The sequence below is a fragment of the Prosthecobacter sp. Pr1 genome (assembly GCF_057652315.1).
In genome coordinates, this window is record NZ_JBYFBS010000001.1 from 364,722 (window position 1) to 381,343 (window position 16,622).

Below are 16,622 nucleotides of genomic sequence, written 5' to 3' on the forward strand. Positions count from 1 at the left end.
GCGCCGGGAGGAACTCTAACCGCGCACTTCAAATCCGCTTTGCATTCACTTCACCAGCTTTAAATACGCGATCAAATCCGCGAGTGACTGCGGCGTGAGCGCGGCTTCGAGGCCTTCCGGCATCAGGGAGGTACCCGTGCTCTGCAAACTCGCGATCTCGCTGCGCAGCACCGACTTCGTCAGATTTCCGGCCATCTTCAGCGTGAGGCTCGCACTTGTCTCCGTGGCGATCACTCCATACAACTGCTCACCATTTTTCAGCGTGCAGTGATAGGCCATGAATCCCGGCTCAATGATCGCGCTCGGGTCGAGGATGGAGTTCATGAGCTTCTCCGCATCATGCTGCACCACGCTGCGCAGATCCGGCCCCAGCTCGATGCCCACGCCGTCCAGCTTGTGGCAGCTGATGCACACTTGAGCGAACATCGTCTTTCCCTTCGCCGCGTCGCCCGTCAGTTTCAGCGCGGGTTTGAACTTCTCCACCACCGCTGCGCGTGTGGCGCTCGTGGCATCCGCAAACACTGCTGCCGCTTGCTTGGCGATTTCCTTTTTCGGGTGTTTTGTCAGCCGTGCCCGCAGCGCGGCATCACAGGCTTTCGCCTCCGGCCGCTGCAGCAGCGCCAGGGTCCAGGCATCGCTGGAGAGCAGCGTCTCGATGATCTGCACCCGCACCGCCGGTGTCCGTTCATTCCAGCCTGCCAGCAGGAATTCGGGTCCGTCCTTCGGCTGCAGTTTTGCCACCAAACGAAGCACTTCGGTGTTTGCTGATTTCTTCCAGAGTTCCGGCAGCAGGGCCTTCACCATCTCGCGATGTTCACGGTCTGAGGCCAGCAGCACCACTGCCGCCATGGGCGGGGTTTCCTTGGCCGCTTTGACTTCCTCGGCCGCCGTGTGAAGCAGGTCGGCCATTTTCTTCAATCCCTGCTGAGCTTCCGCCGAAGTCACCTGCTGTGTGAAGGCGGACAGCGAGAGCCCCTTTTCATCAAGGACGGCGAGCAGCTCGGTGGCATGTTTTTGAGATGCTTGGTGAGACAGGAGCGTGGCGATGGCCCGCTCATTTTTCACTGCCAAAGCGCAGCGAAACAGCATGCCAATGACCTGGTTGTTTTCCGGTGACGCACTTTCAGGAAAGCGTGTGCAAACACCTTCCAAATGCGGCATCACGGAACTTAGTGCCGCGCCTTGAAGCGAAGAGCCTGACGGGGTCTCGCGCAGCAATTGCGCAAGCAGATCCGCCGCCCAGTCGCCTTTCAGTTCACCGAGGGTGCAGGCCAGTTGCAGCTGCACTTTCTCGTCCTTGTCGTTCACGAGTTTCGCCAGCGTCTTTTGGAGTGGCGATGATTCGTTGTCTTTCCACTCCAGCTTCTCAGCCATTTGCAATGCCTGCTCACGCACATGTGGTGATTCATCGGCCAGCAGGTCCAAGCATGCGGTGGAGCTGAGTTTCTTCATGGCCAGCAGTGTCCACGTGGCCTGTGCCCGCGTTTGGGGCTGCTTGGATTTGAGGAGGCCATCGATGGCGGCCTTCTCACCGCTCCATGCCAGCTGCATCTGCGCCTTGTCGCGCTGCCAGCCGTTCGAGGAAGCCAAGTCTTGTATTGTAGTCCCGCCTTTAGGCGGTTCTGGAGTGCGCGTGATTTTCCAAATCCTGCCCTTGTCGTCTCCTTCGCGGTAATGAGGTAGCAGTTCATCCTTCCCGTTTTGCGGCAGCCACTGCGGGTGCTCGATCATGTAGCGGTACATGTCCGCCACCCAGAGCGCGCCATCGGGCCCGGTGCGGACCATGACGGGGCGGCACCAGCGGTCTTCGCTGGCGAGGAAGTCCATTTTTGATTCGGCGGGATCACGCACGGCTTTGAAGGTAACGCCGTCGTCTTCGAGGATGTGATGCTGCACGACGTTGTGGAAGGGCTCGCAGGTGAAGGCGTGGGTTTTGCCATCATCAAACAGCACACGGTCGCGATAGACCTCGATGCCGCAGGCGCTGGTGAAGCGGCCGGCTTGATCAAAGCTGTGAAAACGCTTCTCCATACTGCTGGCGGGATACACCGATGGATTGCGCGGGAAGAGCTGGTGAATCGGGTCCGGCGGAATGACGTGCGGATTCCGGCGCAGGTAGTGGTCCTGCAGCACGTAGTGCCACAGCGGAAAGCTGTTCTGCACGCCGAACCAGTGGCCCCAGTCATCGCGGGCGCGGCCAAACTGCGAGGGTCCGCTCTGTGGATCAAACTCGCCCGTGTCCGGCTTGAAGCGGAAATCGCGGCTGCCGAGGTCGATCTTCTCGCCGGTGAGCTTGGATTCGATCTGCGTGCCTTTGTTGTAGCCGCCATGGTGTGCGCCTGCTGCGCAGTACACCCAGCCATCCATGCCCCAGCGCAGGCCGTTCACGCGCAGTTGCTGATTGCCCGTGCTGAAGCCAGTGAAGAGCACCTGCTTCTCGCCGTTCGGCTTGATGAAAAAGATGTCCGGAGCGGCGGTCACGATGACGCCATCGCGCCAGGTCAGGATGCCGGTGGGATAGCTCAGGTCGTTCACGGTGACTGTGCGCTTGTCGTAGCGGCCGTCGGCATTGTTGTCTTCGAGCATCACCACACGCCCGCCGGCCTTGCCGTTGCCATCCATGCCCAGCGGGTAGTCCGCCATCTCGATGACCCACAGCCGTCCTTTGTCATCCCAGTCAAACGCCACAGGATCAAGCACCACAGGCTCTGCTGCGACGAGGTCGATGCGGTAGCCTGAGCGCACGTGCCACTTTTTCGCTGATTCCTCTGGTGAAAGCGGTGGCGTGGCCGTTTGCAGCTTCGCGGGCGCGGGCGGTGTCATGCCGCTGGCCTTGTAATGCGTTGCGGTTTCATCTGCGGTTAATGCGTCATTATAAAAAGCCACCTCATCGATCTTGCCTTCGAAGTTGAACAGGTTGTCGCTGCGCCCACCGATGAACCATTGGTCCTTCGGAGTGTGTGTGATGTCCAGATCCCCCTCGATCTCAGGTTTGCCGTCCAGAAACACCTGCAGCTTCTTCCCCGTGCGGTTCAGCACCACGTGATGCCATTGCTTGAGGGCCAGCTTGGTTTTGCCTGAGATCAAACCCTTCGCAGTGTTGCCATTGTAAACAAACAGGCAGCCCGTCGCGGCATCGGCATGCGTGCCACCGATGCCGAGGTGGTCTCCGGGGCAGGCCTTGTCGCCGTCAGTGCCACGTGAGAACAGATAGCCCGTCACAGCACGTGTATTCGTGGGCAGCGCATTCCAGAACCAGAACTCCACGCTGTAGTCGCTGCCGGTCATCGGAAAGCCGTCCACACGGCCGCCTGCAAAGTGTGGCGCACGGTTGATGCCCTTGCCGGAAAATGCCTCTCCCTGCGGCCCCTCCAGATAGCGGGCCACACCGGGCTCATAGAGCGGTTCCTCGCCACGCCAGTCATTGACTGGATAGAGTGAATCACCGGCGATCTCGTCCATGCGCCAGTAGGAGGTGGGATGGGAGGCAAAGACGGCCTGCGGATAAGCGCCCAGTGCGTGGGTGATGATCTGACGGTTTTTGCCCGTGATTTCCTCCAGAGCATCGAGCAGTGTCTCGACCATCTTTGGTTCTGCCTGCACTTCGAGTCCTGCGGTGCGCGCGGGCCAAGTCGTGTAGCCGCCCAGCGCATGCTGTTCCGGAGGCGGGATGTAGCCTTCGCCGCCGTTGGCGAGCTCGATGTTGATCGTGGTCGGCAGCGGGCTCTGCGCCTTCAGCTTGAGGCCGGTGATGGCATACACCTCGTTCGGAAGTGTGGCGATGGCCAGATCGCCGATGCGGATGGCCTGCAGCTTGATCTCCGTCTTTTGACGTTCGTGCAGAATGATTGCTTCGCGTGCATACACCTCCTGTTTGTCCTTCGGCACATCATTAACAATTTTTGCTGCGATGGGTCGTGCCCAGGCGAGGCGTTTTTCGCCTGGCACGCGGTAGTTTAGAGTGAGCAGTTTTTCCACCATGGCGATGGGGGCCAGTTTCTGATGCTGGATCTTCGCGTATGCCTCCATGGCTTTCTTCGCCACTTCCTCAGCATAGGCATCCATGGTGATCTGCGGGCGTGGCTTGCTGTAGTCCATCCATTGCTGGTCGCCGCTGGTGCCCTGTGTCATCGCGGCTACAAATTCCGGCCCTTCGCTGCTGCTCTGTTTCATCAGCTTCGCAATGTGCTGTGCAAAGGCACCATAGTAGTCCGACGAGATCGCCTTGGCTCCGAAGTAATGCATCGAGTAGTTGGCGAAGAAGGCCATTGGTTTGCCGCTCGCTGTTTGAACTGAGATCACCGACAGAGCAGGATCTGAAGGCCCGGAAGGACCGGTGACATCCGGGCTCTCATGCCCAGGATGCATGTTCGCACGGGCGGTGGGATCTCCGAAGGGATCGGTGATCACTTTGTCCGGCTTGCGAATCCAGCGCCGCGTGTGCGTGTGCTCCCAGTCATCCACCACACCCCAGCCGATCTTGGCAGGTTGCAAACGTTTGTGGGCTGCCACGATGCCTTCGGCGAGCTTGGGCACGAGGAACTTGGCGTAGTCCACATCGAGACGCGTGCCGAGGCATCCCATCGCCGCAGGGGCTGAATGCGTGTGCGTGGCTGAAACCAGCATGCGATCCGTTGGAATACCCGTCTGCTGGCTCGCCAGCGCCTTGGCCTCATCAATCAGCGAACGTGTCATCATGCACGTGTCCACGATGACGATCGCGATCTCTGTCTTCCCGTCATCCAGTACCAAGCTGCGCGTATAAAGCTTGTCGGTGATCGTGGAAGACTGCGCCTCGATGAAGCCACCCGCGATGATCCGTGGGAACGTCGTGGGCGTGATGTCGATGGCGGAGACGCCTGCGCGGAAGGCCGGTTGTGCCTGCGCGGTGATGGCAGCGAGGCCGAGAAATAACAGGAGTGACTTCATGAGATTGGCTCAAACCAACGCTCATGAAGATCACTTGCTTGCCTTCGATCAGGCGATCAACGGGCCAATGGCGGGTTCGGCGAGGAGCTTCTGCACTTCTTCGACCAGACCTGCCACAGGCACAGCGCTCTGCGAACGCGCGAGCAGGTTCTTGATCACGACCTCGGGGTATTCAGCACCGAAGACGATGGCAAAGCGGGCCTTGCGATCCTCGGCGGCTTGAAACTGCTTGCCGACTTTTTGCGCTCCAAAGCTGTAGTCGATGCGGATACCTGCGGCACGCAGGGCCTGCACGGCGGCGAGCGCGTGTGGGCGCTGGGCTTCATCAGCGACAACGACGAAGGCATCAATGCTGCTGGCGGCGAGGTAGGCGCTGGTGAGCTTCATCTGCGCGCCGGGCGTGCGCTTCAGCAGAATGCCGAGCACGACATCACCCATGGCGAAGCCTGCGGCGGGCATGTCCACGCCGCCGTCGCTCATGAGGGCGCAGAGCTTGTCATAGGTGCCACCACCTGCGAGAGCGCGGAGGCCGTGCTTGAGATCAAAGACTTCAAACACAACGCCGGTGTAGTAGGCGAGGCCACGGACGATGGTGGCATCAATCTTGATGAACTGCCACAGGCCACGGGCGGTGAGGTTCTCACGCAGCGCAGCAAAGGCCGGGTGGTTCTCATCCGTGGAGGCCATGAAGGCGCGGACTTCGGCAGTCGTGAGACCGATGAGCGCGAGTTTTTTCTCCGTCTCCTCCGGGCGTGCACGTTCGATTTTGTCGATGATGCTCAGGAAGGCCGTGGTGTGCTCCTCGGCGATGTTCTTGTCCGCGAGGAAGGTGCTCCAGATTTCGCGGTTGCTCAGGCGGATGATGAAATCATCTGAGCTGACGCCGAACTCACGCACGACATCAATCGCCAGCGCGATCAACTCAGCGGAAGTCGCAGGCGAAGAGTCGCCAAGAATGTCGGCATTGAACTGGATGAACTCACGGCCGCGTCCTTCCTGCGGTTCTTCGTAGCGGAAGCAGGGGCCGATCTGAAACCACTTGATGGGTTTTTTGAAATCACGCTGACGAGCGGTAGCCATGCGTGCGAGCGATGGCGTGACCTCCGGGCGCAGGGATATTTCGCGTTCGGCTTTGTCGAGAAAGCAGTAGAGCTGGTTGGTGATCTCATCGCCGCTTTTCTTGCGATAGAGGTCGGTGCTTTCGACGAGCGGGGCCTCGTACTCCACGAAGCCATAGCGACGTGCGACAGAGCGCCAGGTTTCGGTGATGTAGTTTCGCAGTGCGCATTCTTCAGGGAAGAAGTCGCGAAAGCCTTTGACTGTGCGGAAGGAGGCCATAGAGGGGGCGGGATTCATCTTCATGTGCAACGTGAACGCAACCGGAAATGCGGCGTGGTGCAGAAGTGTCTGATTGCATGCTCTCCGACCTGTTTGTGCGCGATTTCCGCTGCTTCGCCGAGGCGAGGCTGGAATTGCATCCCGATGTGACGCTGCTGGTGGGCAGGAATGCCCAGGGGAAAACATCCCTCATCGAAGCTGCGTGCGTCCTGCTGCGCCTGCAGTCGCCCCGAACATCCAACCGTGCCGAGATGGTGCGCTTTGGTGCTGCCACGTGTTTGGTGGAAGCCCACTGGCGGGGCAAACGACTGCGTTATGCACAGTCAGCCACGACGCGACGGCTGGCGGTGGATGGAGCCACCTGTAGCAGATCTGCGGATTTTCTTGCCGCCTCAGGTGTGGTGGTGTGGATGGATCACCGCGACATGAATCTGCTGCGTGGCGGAGCGGAGCATCGGCGCCGGTTTCTCGACTTCGCGGCGAGCCAGATGTTCCCTGATTATCTGCATGCGCTGCGTGGTTATGAACGTGCCCTGCGTGGGCGCAATCATGTGTTGAAGCGGGATGCCAGCATCGCGTGGAAGCAGGCGGACGCCTTTGCACGAGTGATGGACGGCTTTGCCCACACACTCTGGCAGCGGCGTGCGGAACTGTGCGCCGCTCTGGGCACTGAGGTGTCATTGGCACATGCGAAGCTGAGTGAAGGGGTGGAGAATGTGTGCATCACCTATCAGCGCACGAGTGATGCCGCGCTGGGCTTGTTTGAGGCGCTTTTGACGATGCGGGATGAAGAAGCTCGCACGCGTTCGACCGCATTCGGGCCGCATCGTGATGACATTGGGATGCGCTTGAATGATCTGGACGCGACCACCTTTGCCTCGGAAGGCCAGCAGCGGTCGTTTGCGCTGGCGATGAAACTCGCCCAGGCGCAGGTGCTGGAGCACGCCTGTGGTTCGCCCCCCCTGATGCTGATGGATGACGTTTTTGGCGAACTGGATGCCCACCGCCGCCGGGCCCTGCTGTCGTGCCTGCCACCGGGAACGCAGAAGATCATCACGACCACGAATCTGGACTGGGCCGACGCCGACCACCTCGCGGGGCGGGTTTTTGGAGTCGAACAGGCCAAATTCAGCCGAATCCGGGGCTGAAAAACGTGGCTTTTGGCCGGAAATGGCCTGAATTTGCCAATCCCAAGCTTCTCAGAAACATCCCTTGACGCATTTTCAGGCAGTTTTAGCTTTAAGGTGGGTTAGATTGCCTTGCGCGCGTGGCTTTTCGTGATTCTCAAAACAGTTGGAATTCTCCGTCGCGCATCTGGATTCTGACGCTTGCTCGCTTCAACACTTTTCCCATTTATTCTCAATGTTCGGCAAACTTTTCGGCTTCGTGGCCCAAGACATCGGCATCGATCTCGGCACGGCAAACACTCTCGTCTATGTAAAAGATCACGGCATCGTCCTCAGAGAACCTTCAGTGGTGGCGGTCAAAACCGGCACCAACGAAGTCGTCGCTGTGGGTGACGACGCCAAACGCATGCTCGGACGAACTCCGGGCGGCATCACGGCCATCCGCCCTTTGAAGGACGGGGTGATCGCCGATTTCCGTGTGACGGAAGCCATGCTGCGCCATTTCATCAAGAAGGTGCAAGGCGGGGGCCGCAAGATGCGCGGACCGCGCGTGGTCATCGCCGTGCCCTCCGGCATTACCGAAGTCGAGAAACGTGCGGTGAAGGAAAGCGCAGAGCAGGCCGGCGCGCGTGAAGTTTACCTGATCGAAGAACCGATGGCTGCGGCCATTGGAGTGGGTCTGCCAGTGCAGGAAGCTGCGGGCAACATGATCGTTGATATCGGCGGCGGCACCACCGAGGTGGCGATCATTTCGCTCTCCGGCATCGTTTACAGCCGCAGCGTGCGCGTGGCCGGCGATGAACTCGACGAAGCGATCATCAATTACATGAAGCGTGCCTACAATCTCATGATTGGCGAGCGCACTGCGGAAGAAATCAAGCTGCGCATCGGCTCCGCCTTCCCGCTGGGCAAGGAAACGACCATGGAAGTCAAAGGACGCGACATGGTGGCCGGCCTGCCAAAGACCATCACCATCACGAGCCAGGAAGTCCGCGAAGCCATGCTGGAGCCGCTCAATGCGATCATCGACGCCGTGCGCACCACTTTGGAACGCTGCCCGCCGGAACTCTCCGCCGACTTGGTGGACCGCGGCATCATGCTTGCCGGTGGCGGCGCACTGCTGCGCGGCCTCGACAAATTGCTTCAGGAAGAAACAGCGCTCCCGGTGCATGTGGCGGAAGATCCGCTCAGCGCCGTCGGCGAAGGCACCGGACGGGTGCTCAGTGAGCTTGAGTTCCTGCGCAAAGTGAGCACGACCGAAGTCTGATGACCATTTCGCGCTGCCCTGTGTTCGCTTGAAAGCATCCGCCGAAAAGCACCGCACCCAGCCCGGAGGAAAGGCCAATCATGAAAAAGCTCAACATCCTCGCGCTTCTGATCTTCGTGGCAGGGCTGGTGGCCGTGTTCACCTTTGACACTGCGACCACCCGGCAGATCCAGTCTCGTGTCATGAGTCTGCTGTCTCCTTTCATCCACAGCAGTGCGGCGATGGAGCAGGCGGCGGAGTCTGCCGTGGCTCCGCAGATCAATCCGGTGGAAATGAAACGGGAAAACGATGAGCAGCGCGTCCAGCTGGAGCGGCTGCGCATCATTCAGCAGAAGTACAATCAGATCATCGAGGAGAACGCCAAGCTGCGTCAGCTCATTGAGTTCAAGCAGTCGGCCCCTTTCAAGATGACGGCTGCCAAGGTGATCCGCCGCAGCTCCAGCACCTGGTGGAACAGCCTGATCATCGACAAAGGTTCACTCGATGGCATCGGCACGGACAGTCCGGTGATCACATCCGTCGGACTTGTGGGGAAGACTTCCACGCTGGCCCCGCACATGGCCAAGGTGATTTTGCTCACAGATGAGATGTGCCGTGTATCGGCCAAAATCGAAGGAACGCTGGAGCAGGGCATCCTGGGTGGCGAACGTGCCGCGCTGGAAGTGCGCCCAGAGCTGCACCTGCGTTTCCTCCATCGCAACTCGAACATCAACGCCGGTGCAGGGGTTTACTCCTCCGGTGAGGGCGGCGTGTTTCCTGCGGATCTGTTGCTGGGCCGTGTGAAGCGTTTTGAAAACCGTGAAATTTCCGGAGAGGCCGTCATCGAACCCGCCGTTGATTTCTCCACCTTGGATTATGTCTTTGTGATTGAAATGCAGGTTGCCGAGCCAACGCCGGAACCTGCAGCGACACCGGCACGCGCCAAGCCCTGAGCCGCCATGTTGTTCCACCCGATCTCCATCATTCTGCTCCTGCTCACCTTCATGGTGCAGGAGTTCATTCCCGGGCTGGAGATCGCCCAGTTTGCCACGCTGTTTCTGCCGGCGGTATTCTTCTTCAGTGCTTCCGTGGCCGCACCGTTTTCGATGATGCTGCTGCTCGCCTTCATCACTGGTTTTGTCTGGGATGCCCGCCATCTGCCCGGAGTTCTGGAGAGCCTGTCAGGTGCGGAGGATGTGTTTGGCACCGGTGCAGACGTTGAACTGGGCGCGGGCAGTCATCCGCTGCCATTTGGCCTCTCCATCGTCCTGTTTGGGATGCTCGGCACCCTCCTGCAGGGCATCCGTCCGTTGTTCAAACGGGGCCGCCTTGAGCTCCCGGTGCTGATGGTCGGCCTGGCGGTCTTTGTGTGGCTGCTTGCGCAGTTTCTCATCATCACTTTCCTGCGGGGTTCCCTGCAGTTTCCGGCAGGCGTATGGACGAAGATGATCACCGATTCCCTGCTTGCCATGCTCGCGGCACCGCTCATCTTTTTGCTGCTTTATTCGCTCGCCCGCCTGTCGAGTTATGAAATCAAATACGAAGGCCTGAGGTACCGTTTCGATGGTCGTTAAATATCGCTTCCGCCTCTATCTGTTCTCGCTCGCCATGATGTGCGGGTTTGGACTGCTTGTGTTCAGGCTTTGGTCCCTGCAGATGGACCGCAGGGAGGAGTTTGCCAAGATGATTCCCGGGGCGAAAAAGGAACGCGCGCGCATTCCCGGTCCGCGTGGTGAGATCAAGGACCGCAACGGCGTCGTGCTTGCCACCAACAAGGCCAGCTTCGAGGTTCGCATCAATCTCGCGGAGGTCGTCACCGAGTACAAGCGCCTTGCCAAGATCAAGAAGACAGCCGTGCCGGAGATCACCTTTGAGATCTCTGAAAGGGGCATCAAGCGGATGAAGCCCGAACTCGATATTTACAAGATTTTCGAGGAGACAATCACCGCCCGCATGATCGAGATGGGGGTACACAAGGACTACTCGGTGGAATCCCTGCGCGTGCACTACCGCAGCTTTGGCGGTGCGGTGCCGTGGGTGTATCGGGATGATCTGACCTTCGCTGAATTCAGCCGCATCGCCGAGCACAATCTGGGACTGCCGGGGGTCACCGTCGCCGAGCGTGCCTCGCGCGTGTATCCGCTGAAATCAGTCGCCTGCCACATCCTCGGCTACGTGCGTCTGCCGGATGACCAGCGCGCCTCGGCCGAAGACCGCAAGGGCTGGGACTATTACGTGCCGGATGACTTCGGCGGTGCTGGCGTGGAGAAAAGCTTCGACAACTACCTGCGTGGCAAGCCCGGCGTGCGCGTGATGCAGCGCGACCAGCGTGGCCGGCCCGTGGGTGAAGTGGATGAAGAATACGAAGAGCCTCGCAAGGGCAACGATGTTTATCTGACGCTTGATGCCCGCATGCAGATCATTGCCGACAAGGCTCTGCGCGACGCCAAGATCGGCCGTGGTGCCGTGGCCGTGATCGATCCAAACTCCGGCGAGGTGCTGGCGATGGTTTCCGTTCCCTCATTCGATCCCAATCAGTTCATCCCCAGCATCCAGCAGTCCGACTGGGATGCCCTGCTGGAAAACAAAACCGTGCCGCTGCTCAACCGCGCGGTGAAAGGCCATGTGCCGGGCTCGACCTTCAAAATTCCGATCTCGTTTGCCGGCTGTCTTGCAGGCATCAACCTGAACCACTTCAACTGCAGCGGCAGCGTCACCTATGGCACCAAGGCCATGCAGTGCTGGATTCAGCGCCAGAACGGCGGCTCACATGGCACGCTCGGCCTCAGTGATGCCATCAAATATTCCTGCAACTGCTTCTTCTACCGCTATGGCAATGCGGCGGGAATCGGCAACATCACCAAGGTGGGCAAAATTCTCGGCTTGGGAACCAAGACCGGCATTGAACTCGAAGACGAAAGCCCTGGCATTCTTCCCAACCCGGACTGGCTTCGCGCGAACCATCCTGCTGAGCGCTGGAGTGACGGCTTCACCGCCAACACCTCCATCGGGCAGGGCTTTGTGCTCGCCTCTCCTCTGCAAATGGCATCAGTCAGCGCCACGGTCGCCAATGGCGGCAAGGCCTGGAGTCCGCATCTGCTGAAGCGGGTGATGGATCATGACCAGGCAGTGCTGGAAAATCCACCCAGTCTCCGCGGCGATCTTTCGGCCAGCGTGAAACCCGAGGAGATCGAAGTCATTCGCAGAGGCATGTGGAAGGTCGTTAATGATCCCTCAGGCACGGGCAAAGGAGCCCGCATCACGGGAGTGGAAGTCGCTGGCAAGACCGGCACGGCCCAGAACTGGCGCCTCGACGAGAAGCGCGTGAAGCATGACGACAATCACACTTGGTTCATTTGTTTCGCGCCCTACAAGGATCCCAAATTCGCTGTGGCCGTGCTTGTGCAAAACGGCAAATCCGGCGGTGGCTGTGCAGCGCCTGTGGCGCGCCGGGTGCTCGAACAATGTCTGGCTTTGGACAATCCGAAGTACATCGTGGATGTCACCCCGATGGAGCCTGCGGAAGGTCATTTCAATCATATAGCATCCGTCCAATATGCTGACGCTGCGGTTCCAGAGGGCCTCGGCGCGGATGAGGATGGCGACGTGGGCACGGGTGTGTCCGCGCCAGAACCGGCTGATGCTGATGCGCCGCGTGTGAATACGACGCCCAATATCAAACGGAAAGCCGATTCAGCGGGATCGGCGGGAAGCAACTCCGGACAGAACGTGCCCAAGGCCGTGCCAGTGCGCAGGGTCGGTATTTTCAACCGGGGAGGTTCCCAGGAAACCAAACCATCCGATTCCGCTCCCAGCGGCGGCGGATTTTTTCGCAAGCTCTTCCGCTGAAGAACTGCATCACATTTTCAGGGAGACTTTATATTATGGCATTGACCTTCGTTCAAAGAATCAAAGAACTGCTTACAGGTAAACGCGACATCAAAAGCGGTGTGCGCCTCGTCATCAACTGCGAGAAACTGGAGAACCGCGTGGCCTTGCTCGACAAAGGCGTCGTCGAAGAATACAACATCGAGCGCGTCGGCACCCAGAGCCTCATTGGCAGCGTCTTCAAAGGGCGCATCCGCAACATCGAGCAGGGCCTCAAGGCCATGTTCATCGACATCGGGTTCGACAAAAACGCCTTCCTGCATTTCTGGGACGCCATTCCTGCCGCGCTGGATGCCGGTCTGGAGGAGATCAATCGTGGCGGCAGCAAAAAGAAAAAGCGCATTGAGGCCAAGGACATCCCTACTTTGTACCCGATCGGTTCGGAGATCATGGTGCAGGTCACCAAAGGTCCCGTGGGAAACAAAGGCCCGCGCGTTACCACCAACATTTCCCTCGCTGGGCGTCTGCTTGTCCTGATGCCGCTGAACGACACCTGCGGTATCTCGCGCAAGATCGAAGACCCGAAGGAGCGCTCCCGTCTGCGCAAGATCATCGAGAAAATCAGCCTGCCTGAAGGCATGGGCATCATTCTGCGCACCGAAGCCTCGGGCAAACGTGCGCGTCATATCGTGCGCGATCTGAACATCCTCCTCGACGAGTGGGACCAGATCGTTGCCAAGCGCGACGGCCAGAACGCGCCCGTCTGCTGCTTCCAGGAGCCTGATCTCGTCGAGCGTACCGTGCGTGATTTTCTCACCGAGGACATCGATGAAGTCGCCTGCGATGACGCGGCCACCGTCGAGCGCATGCAGCGCATGGCGGCCCACATCTCCGGCCGTGCGAAGCGGCGCATCAATCACTACCAGGGCCAGAGCGCCATCTTTGAGCATTACGGCATCCAAAAGCAGATCGACAACGCCTTCTACCGACAGGTCTGGATGCCCTGCGGTGGCTACATCGTGATCGATCAAACGGAAGCTCTCGTCTCCATTGACGTCAACACGGGCCGCAACAAAGGGCACAAGGACGTCGACAAGCTCCTGCTTGAAACCAACCTCGAAGCCGCCGCTGAAGTCGCACGCCAGCTCCGCCTGCGTAACATGGGCGGCCTCATCGTGGTGGACTTTATTGACATGAAACACCGCCGTGACCAGCAGGCTGTGTACAAGCTGATGCTGGACCATCTCAAGCGTGACAAGGCCAAGACCCAGGTCCTGCCCATCTCGCAGTTCGGCCTCATGGAAATGACCCGCCAGCGTCTCAATGAGAGCCTCGGCACCACGCTCTATGAACCCTGCCCGTACTGCAAAGGCCACGGCCAGGTCAAGACGCCGCTCACCATGAGCGTGGAACTGCAGCGCCGTCTTGTCTCGGTGCTGGGCCGTGCCAAGGAGGATCAAAAGAGCCTCATCGTCATCGTGCATCCTGAGGTGATGACCCGCCTCAAGACCGAAGATGGTGAACTGCTGGTCGATCTTGAACGCAAGTATCAGGCGCGTCTCACCTTCCGCAGTGATCCTGCACTCCACCGCGAGCAGATCACGCTGACGAATGCAACCACCGGCGAAGAAGTTCGCCCCTGATCTCAGCGGGCTGATCCGCTGACGCTCAACTCATCCAGGTCGAAACTCTCCTGCGCTCCAGCAGCGCCGGGGACGATCACGACCTTGCCGATGTGTTGAATCGTGTCCGCCCATGAGAAGCTGTTGGCCGCACGTTTCCAGCCTGCGGACAGCGCTTCGGCATCATCCCAGTCATAGCGCAAGGTGGCTGACGCCTGGCTCCACTCAGGTGAAAACTTGGTCTGCGTCTCGAACTGCCACTGCGCGATGTCATTCGCAAACAGCTCGATCATCACCCGCCCGCCCGCTTTTGATGAACGCACCTGGCAGGTGATCTCGGCTCCTTTGCCGCCGATGATCTGGGTCCAGTCACCCGCCAGGGGTGATGCTTTGGCCGTCACCGGAGAAAGCGCAATGGGCAGCGCCCTGCCGCTGCGCGAAACATGAATGTAACCGCCTTTCACGCCTCCTGTGGCATGATGTTCGAGTTGATCGACGCCCTTCCAGCCCTGGGCACTGGCATCGAAGGAAATCGTCTGTGTCGCTGTAGGATGGATCACACGCGTCGCAGCCTTCAACGGATTTTCTGATGGCGGCATTTCCTCATGCAACAAATCGCCGGCGCTGATGGCATACAGCACCGCATGGTCGAGTTCGATTTTGAAGCGCGCAGTCGGGGCCTGCAATGCACCCTTGTTCCATTTCAGCGCCGCATCGGTCACGGACATTGACACAGGTTCAGCCGTGTCCAAGACTTTACCCTGTTCATCCATGGCGACGACACGCAGGCTGCCCCCAGCGGCCACATCAGCTGTGATGCGTACCGGCTCCGAAGTCAGTCGCAGCGTGCGGGTCAGCACATGGGAGGGCTTGCTGTCTTCGGTGGGAGTGTAGCCTGCGAATCCATCCGGCCGCAGCGTCGCCAGACAAGGCAGGCAATGACGCTTCCAGCCGGTGTGGGGAAAGTCGTCTCCGCCGTAGAAGATCATGAGCTTGCCGTCTTTCAAAATGGGCGGGCCGGCCATCGCGTAGATGCATTCGCTGTCGTAGCTGCCCTTCGCTCCGCGTGGGATGAATGGCGTCCCCGGGGCCACGCGCTGCCACTGCAGGCCGTCGTGACTCCACGCCAGTTCGCAATCGACCGAGCGGCCGCTGCCGACGTGGTACATCATGACGTAGCTCAGATAGATGCTGCCGTAACGGAACACCGGCATGCAGTAGGTCTGGCTGGCGCGGCCTTCTGCCATGCTGGAGCGTAGGACGAGGCCATCATTTTTCCAAGTGAGGAAGTCATCACTCTCGAAGCGTGAGACCAGCCGTTCTCCGAGATAGAGTTTGGTGAACCACAGGTATTTGCCGCTGCGATCATCCCAGAACGCATTGTTGTGGGTGTCGCCGTTCTGTGCGCCGAAGCCTTGGGCGGCCAGGGCCTCGCCCCAATGAATGCCATCGGCTGAGAAGCGCACCTGTGGTTTGCCGAGACCGACATCACTCACCATTTTGTAGCGTCGTGCTGGATCGGCATCATGCAGGTCTTTGAACACGCCGACATTGGGGCAGTCACGGGCCACGATGTTGTTGGCGCTGCTGCCGGCAAACTTGTGCAGGCCCAGTTCGGGCTTGTCCCAGCGAATGCCATCTTTGGAAGTAGCGTACAGCAGATACCAGCCGACATCATGCACTGTGCTGGGCTGATCCATCTGCGCGATCACTTCCTTGTCGGCCAGGACACACTTGTACCAGAGTTTGAAGATCTGCTCATCCTCGTCCCAGATCACATTGGGATAGAGGTTGTTCATCGAATTCTCCCATGGTTTGTCCGCCTGAAACAGGGGATTGGCCGGATGCTTCTGCGGGGTGCCGAGTGTAAGCCTGGTATTCACCGCCGCCTCGACCAGACGCGAGTCGAGCAGCAGATGCTTCTGCGCCTGGGGCGTACTCATCGGAACGTCCAGCGCTTCATAGCGTTCCCAGTCAGCGTCGTCAAAATGCCACCACTCGCTTTCGAACACCGTGAAGCCGTGCTTCGTCATCACTTGCTGCAGTTTTTCGCGGTTCTTGAAAATTTCGGGCGGCACCAGTTTGAAATGAGCTCCGGCTTTCTCGGAAAAGTCATCGTGAGCTGTCGGCATCGGCAGTTCCACGCCATGGGCATCCACAAGCGTTGCATCCACGGCGGCACCCCGGTTGTGACGACCACCTTTGGCGGGATCGGCCACGAAGCGCGCATCGGGCAGCGTTTTCCACATCGCGCGCTGGACAGCGAGCGGACGGTAGGCATCCCAGATCTTCAAGCGCAGGCCCTGGGATTTCAACTCAGCCTGCACTTTGGCCAGCTTGGCTGCCGTGGCGGGGCGTAGCAAGGCGCGCGCATGCTTGGGATAGAACGCCGTTTTGAAATAATTGTCCGCCGTGGTGTAGCGCAGATCGATCACCAAGCCATCCGCCTTGGCACCGATGTCGACCAAGGTTTGCGCTGCAAGGCCGGAGGCCGCGAATAAGAAAGCGAACAGGGTTTTCATGGCAGAAGAG

At 59.5% G+C, this 16,622-nt stretch carries 9 protein-coding genes; 6 read left to right on the forward strand and 3 right to left on the reverse strand.

Features of this window, described 5'->3' with window-relative positions:
• Positions 1 to 45: 45 nt before the first annotated feature.
• Positions 46 to 4,929, reverse strand: coding sequence for a neutral/alkaline non-lysosomal ceramidase N-terminal domain-containing protein (locus AC24GY_RS01675; protein WP_487679735.1), 4,884 nt, complete (start codon positions 4,927 to 4,929; stop codon positions 46 to 48).
• 48 nt (positions 4,930 to 4,977) lie between these two features.
• Positions 4,978 to 6,267, reverse strand: a complete 1,290-nt coding sequence (gene hisS, locus AC24GY_RS01680; protein WP_487679737.1) for a histidine--tRNA ligase — start codon at positions 6,265 to 6,267, stop codon at positions 4,978 to 4,980.
• Positions 6,268 to 6,344: 77 nt separating this feature from the next.
• Here hisS and recF point away from each other — a divergent pair, with 77 nt between their 5' ends.
• The 6 genes from recF to AC24GY_RS01710 all read left to right on the forward strand — a co-directional run bounded on the left by recF (position 6,345) and on the right by AC24GY_RS01710 (position 14,111).
• Positions 6,345 to 7,415: a DNA replication/repair protein RecF gene (gene recF / locus AC24GY_RS01685; protein WP_487679739.1), complete on the forward strand. Its 1,071-nt coding sequence runs from the start codon at positions 6,345 to 6,347 to the stop codon at positions 7,413 to 7,415.
• Between the two features lie 214 nt (positions 7,416 to 7,629).
• Complete coding sequence (locus AC24GY_RS01690; RefSeq protein WP_377169129.1) at positions 7,630 to 8,661, forward strand: rod shape-determining protein; 1,032 nt, start codon at positions 7,630 to 7,632, stop codon at positions 8,659 to 8,661.
• 80 nt (positions 8,662 to 8,741) lie between these two features.
• Positions 8,742 to 9,593: a rod shape-determining protein MreC gene (gene mreC, locus AC24GY_RS01695; RefSeq protein ID WP_397382761.1), complete on the forward strand. Its 852-nt coding sequence runs from the start codon at positions 8,742 to 8,744 to the stop codon at positions 9,591 to 9,593.
• A gap of 6 nt (positions 9,594 to 9,599) precedes the next feature.
• Positions 9,600 to 10,214: a hypothetical protein gene (locus AC24GY_RS01700; RefSeq protein WP_422322277.1), complete on the forward strand. Its 615-nt coding sequence runs from the start codon at positions 9,600 to 9,602 to the stop codon at positions 10,212 to 10,214.
• The gene (gene mrdA, locus AC24GY_RS01705) at positions 10,204 to 12,489 is read left to right on the forward strand and encodes a penicillin-binding protein 2 (protein ID WP_487679742.1); all 2,286 of its coding nucleotides are present in this window, start codon (positions 10,204 to 10,206) and stop codon (positions 12,487 to 12,489) included. The genes AC24GY_RS01700 and mrdA overlap by 11 nt, the downstream gene beginning before the upstream one ends.
• A gap of 35 nt (positions 12,490 to 12,524) precedes the next feature.
• A complete protein-coding gene (locus AC24GY_RS01710; RefSeq protein WP_422322281.1) occupies positions 12,525 to 14,111 on the forward strand; it encodes an Rne/Rng family ribonuclease in 1,587 nt (528 codons plus the stop codon).
• A gap of 2 nt (positions 14,112 to 14,113) precedes the next feature.
• Here the strand turns inward: AC24GY_RS01710 and AC24GY_RS01715 are convergent, their stop codons facing one another.
• Positions 14,114 to 16,612: a M15 family metallopeptidase gene (locus tag AC24GY_RS01715; RefSeq protein ID WP_487679744.1), complete on the reverse strand. Its 2,499-nt coding sequence runs from the start codon at positions 16,610 to 16,612 to the stop codon at positions 14,114 to 14,116.
• Between the last annotated feature and the right edge of the window lie 10 nt (positions 16,613 to 16,622).

Coding starts and splice junctions, on each gene's coding strand:
- recF (WP_487679739.1), top strand. CDS start 6,345: ATGCTCTCCGACCTGTTTGTGCGCGATTTCCGCTGCTTCGCCGAGGCG.
- mreC (WP_397382761.1), top strand. CDS start 8,742: ATGAAAAAGCTCAACATCCTCGCGCTTCTGATCTTCGTGGCAGGGCTG.
- AC24GY_RS01710 (WP_422322281.1), top strand. CDS start 12,525: ATGGCATTGACCTTCGTTCAAAGAATCAAAGAACTGCTTACAGGTAAA.
- AC24GY_RS01700 (WP_422322277.1), top strand. CDS start 9,600: ATGTTGTTCCACCCGATCTCCATCATTCTGCTCCTGCTCACCTTCATG.
- hisS (WP_487679737.1), bottom strand. CDS start 6,267: ATGGCCTCCTTCCGCACAGTCAAAGGCTTTCGCGACTTCTTCCCTGAA.
- AC24GY_RS01675 (WP_487679735.1), bottom strand. CDS start 4,929: ATGAAGTCACTCCTGTTATTTCTCGGCCTCGCTGCCATCACCGCGCAG.
- mrdA (WP_487679742.1), top strand. CDS start 10,204: ATGGTCGTTAAATATCGCTTCCGCCTCTATCTGTTCTCGCTCGCCATG.
- AC24GY_RS01690 (WP_377169129.1), top strand. CDS start 7,630: ATGTTCGGCAAACTTTTCGGCTTCGTGGCCCAAGACATCGGCATCGAT.
- AC24GY_RS01715 (WP_487679744.1), bottom strand. CDS start 16,612: ATGAAAACCCTGTTCGCTTTCTTATTCGCGGCCTCCGGCCTTGCAGCG.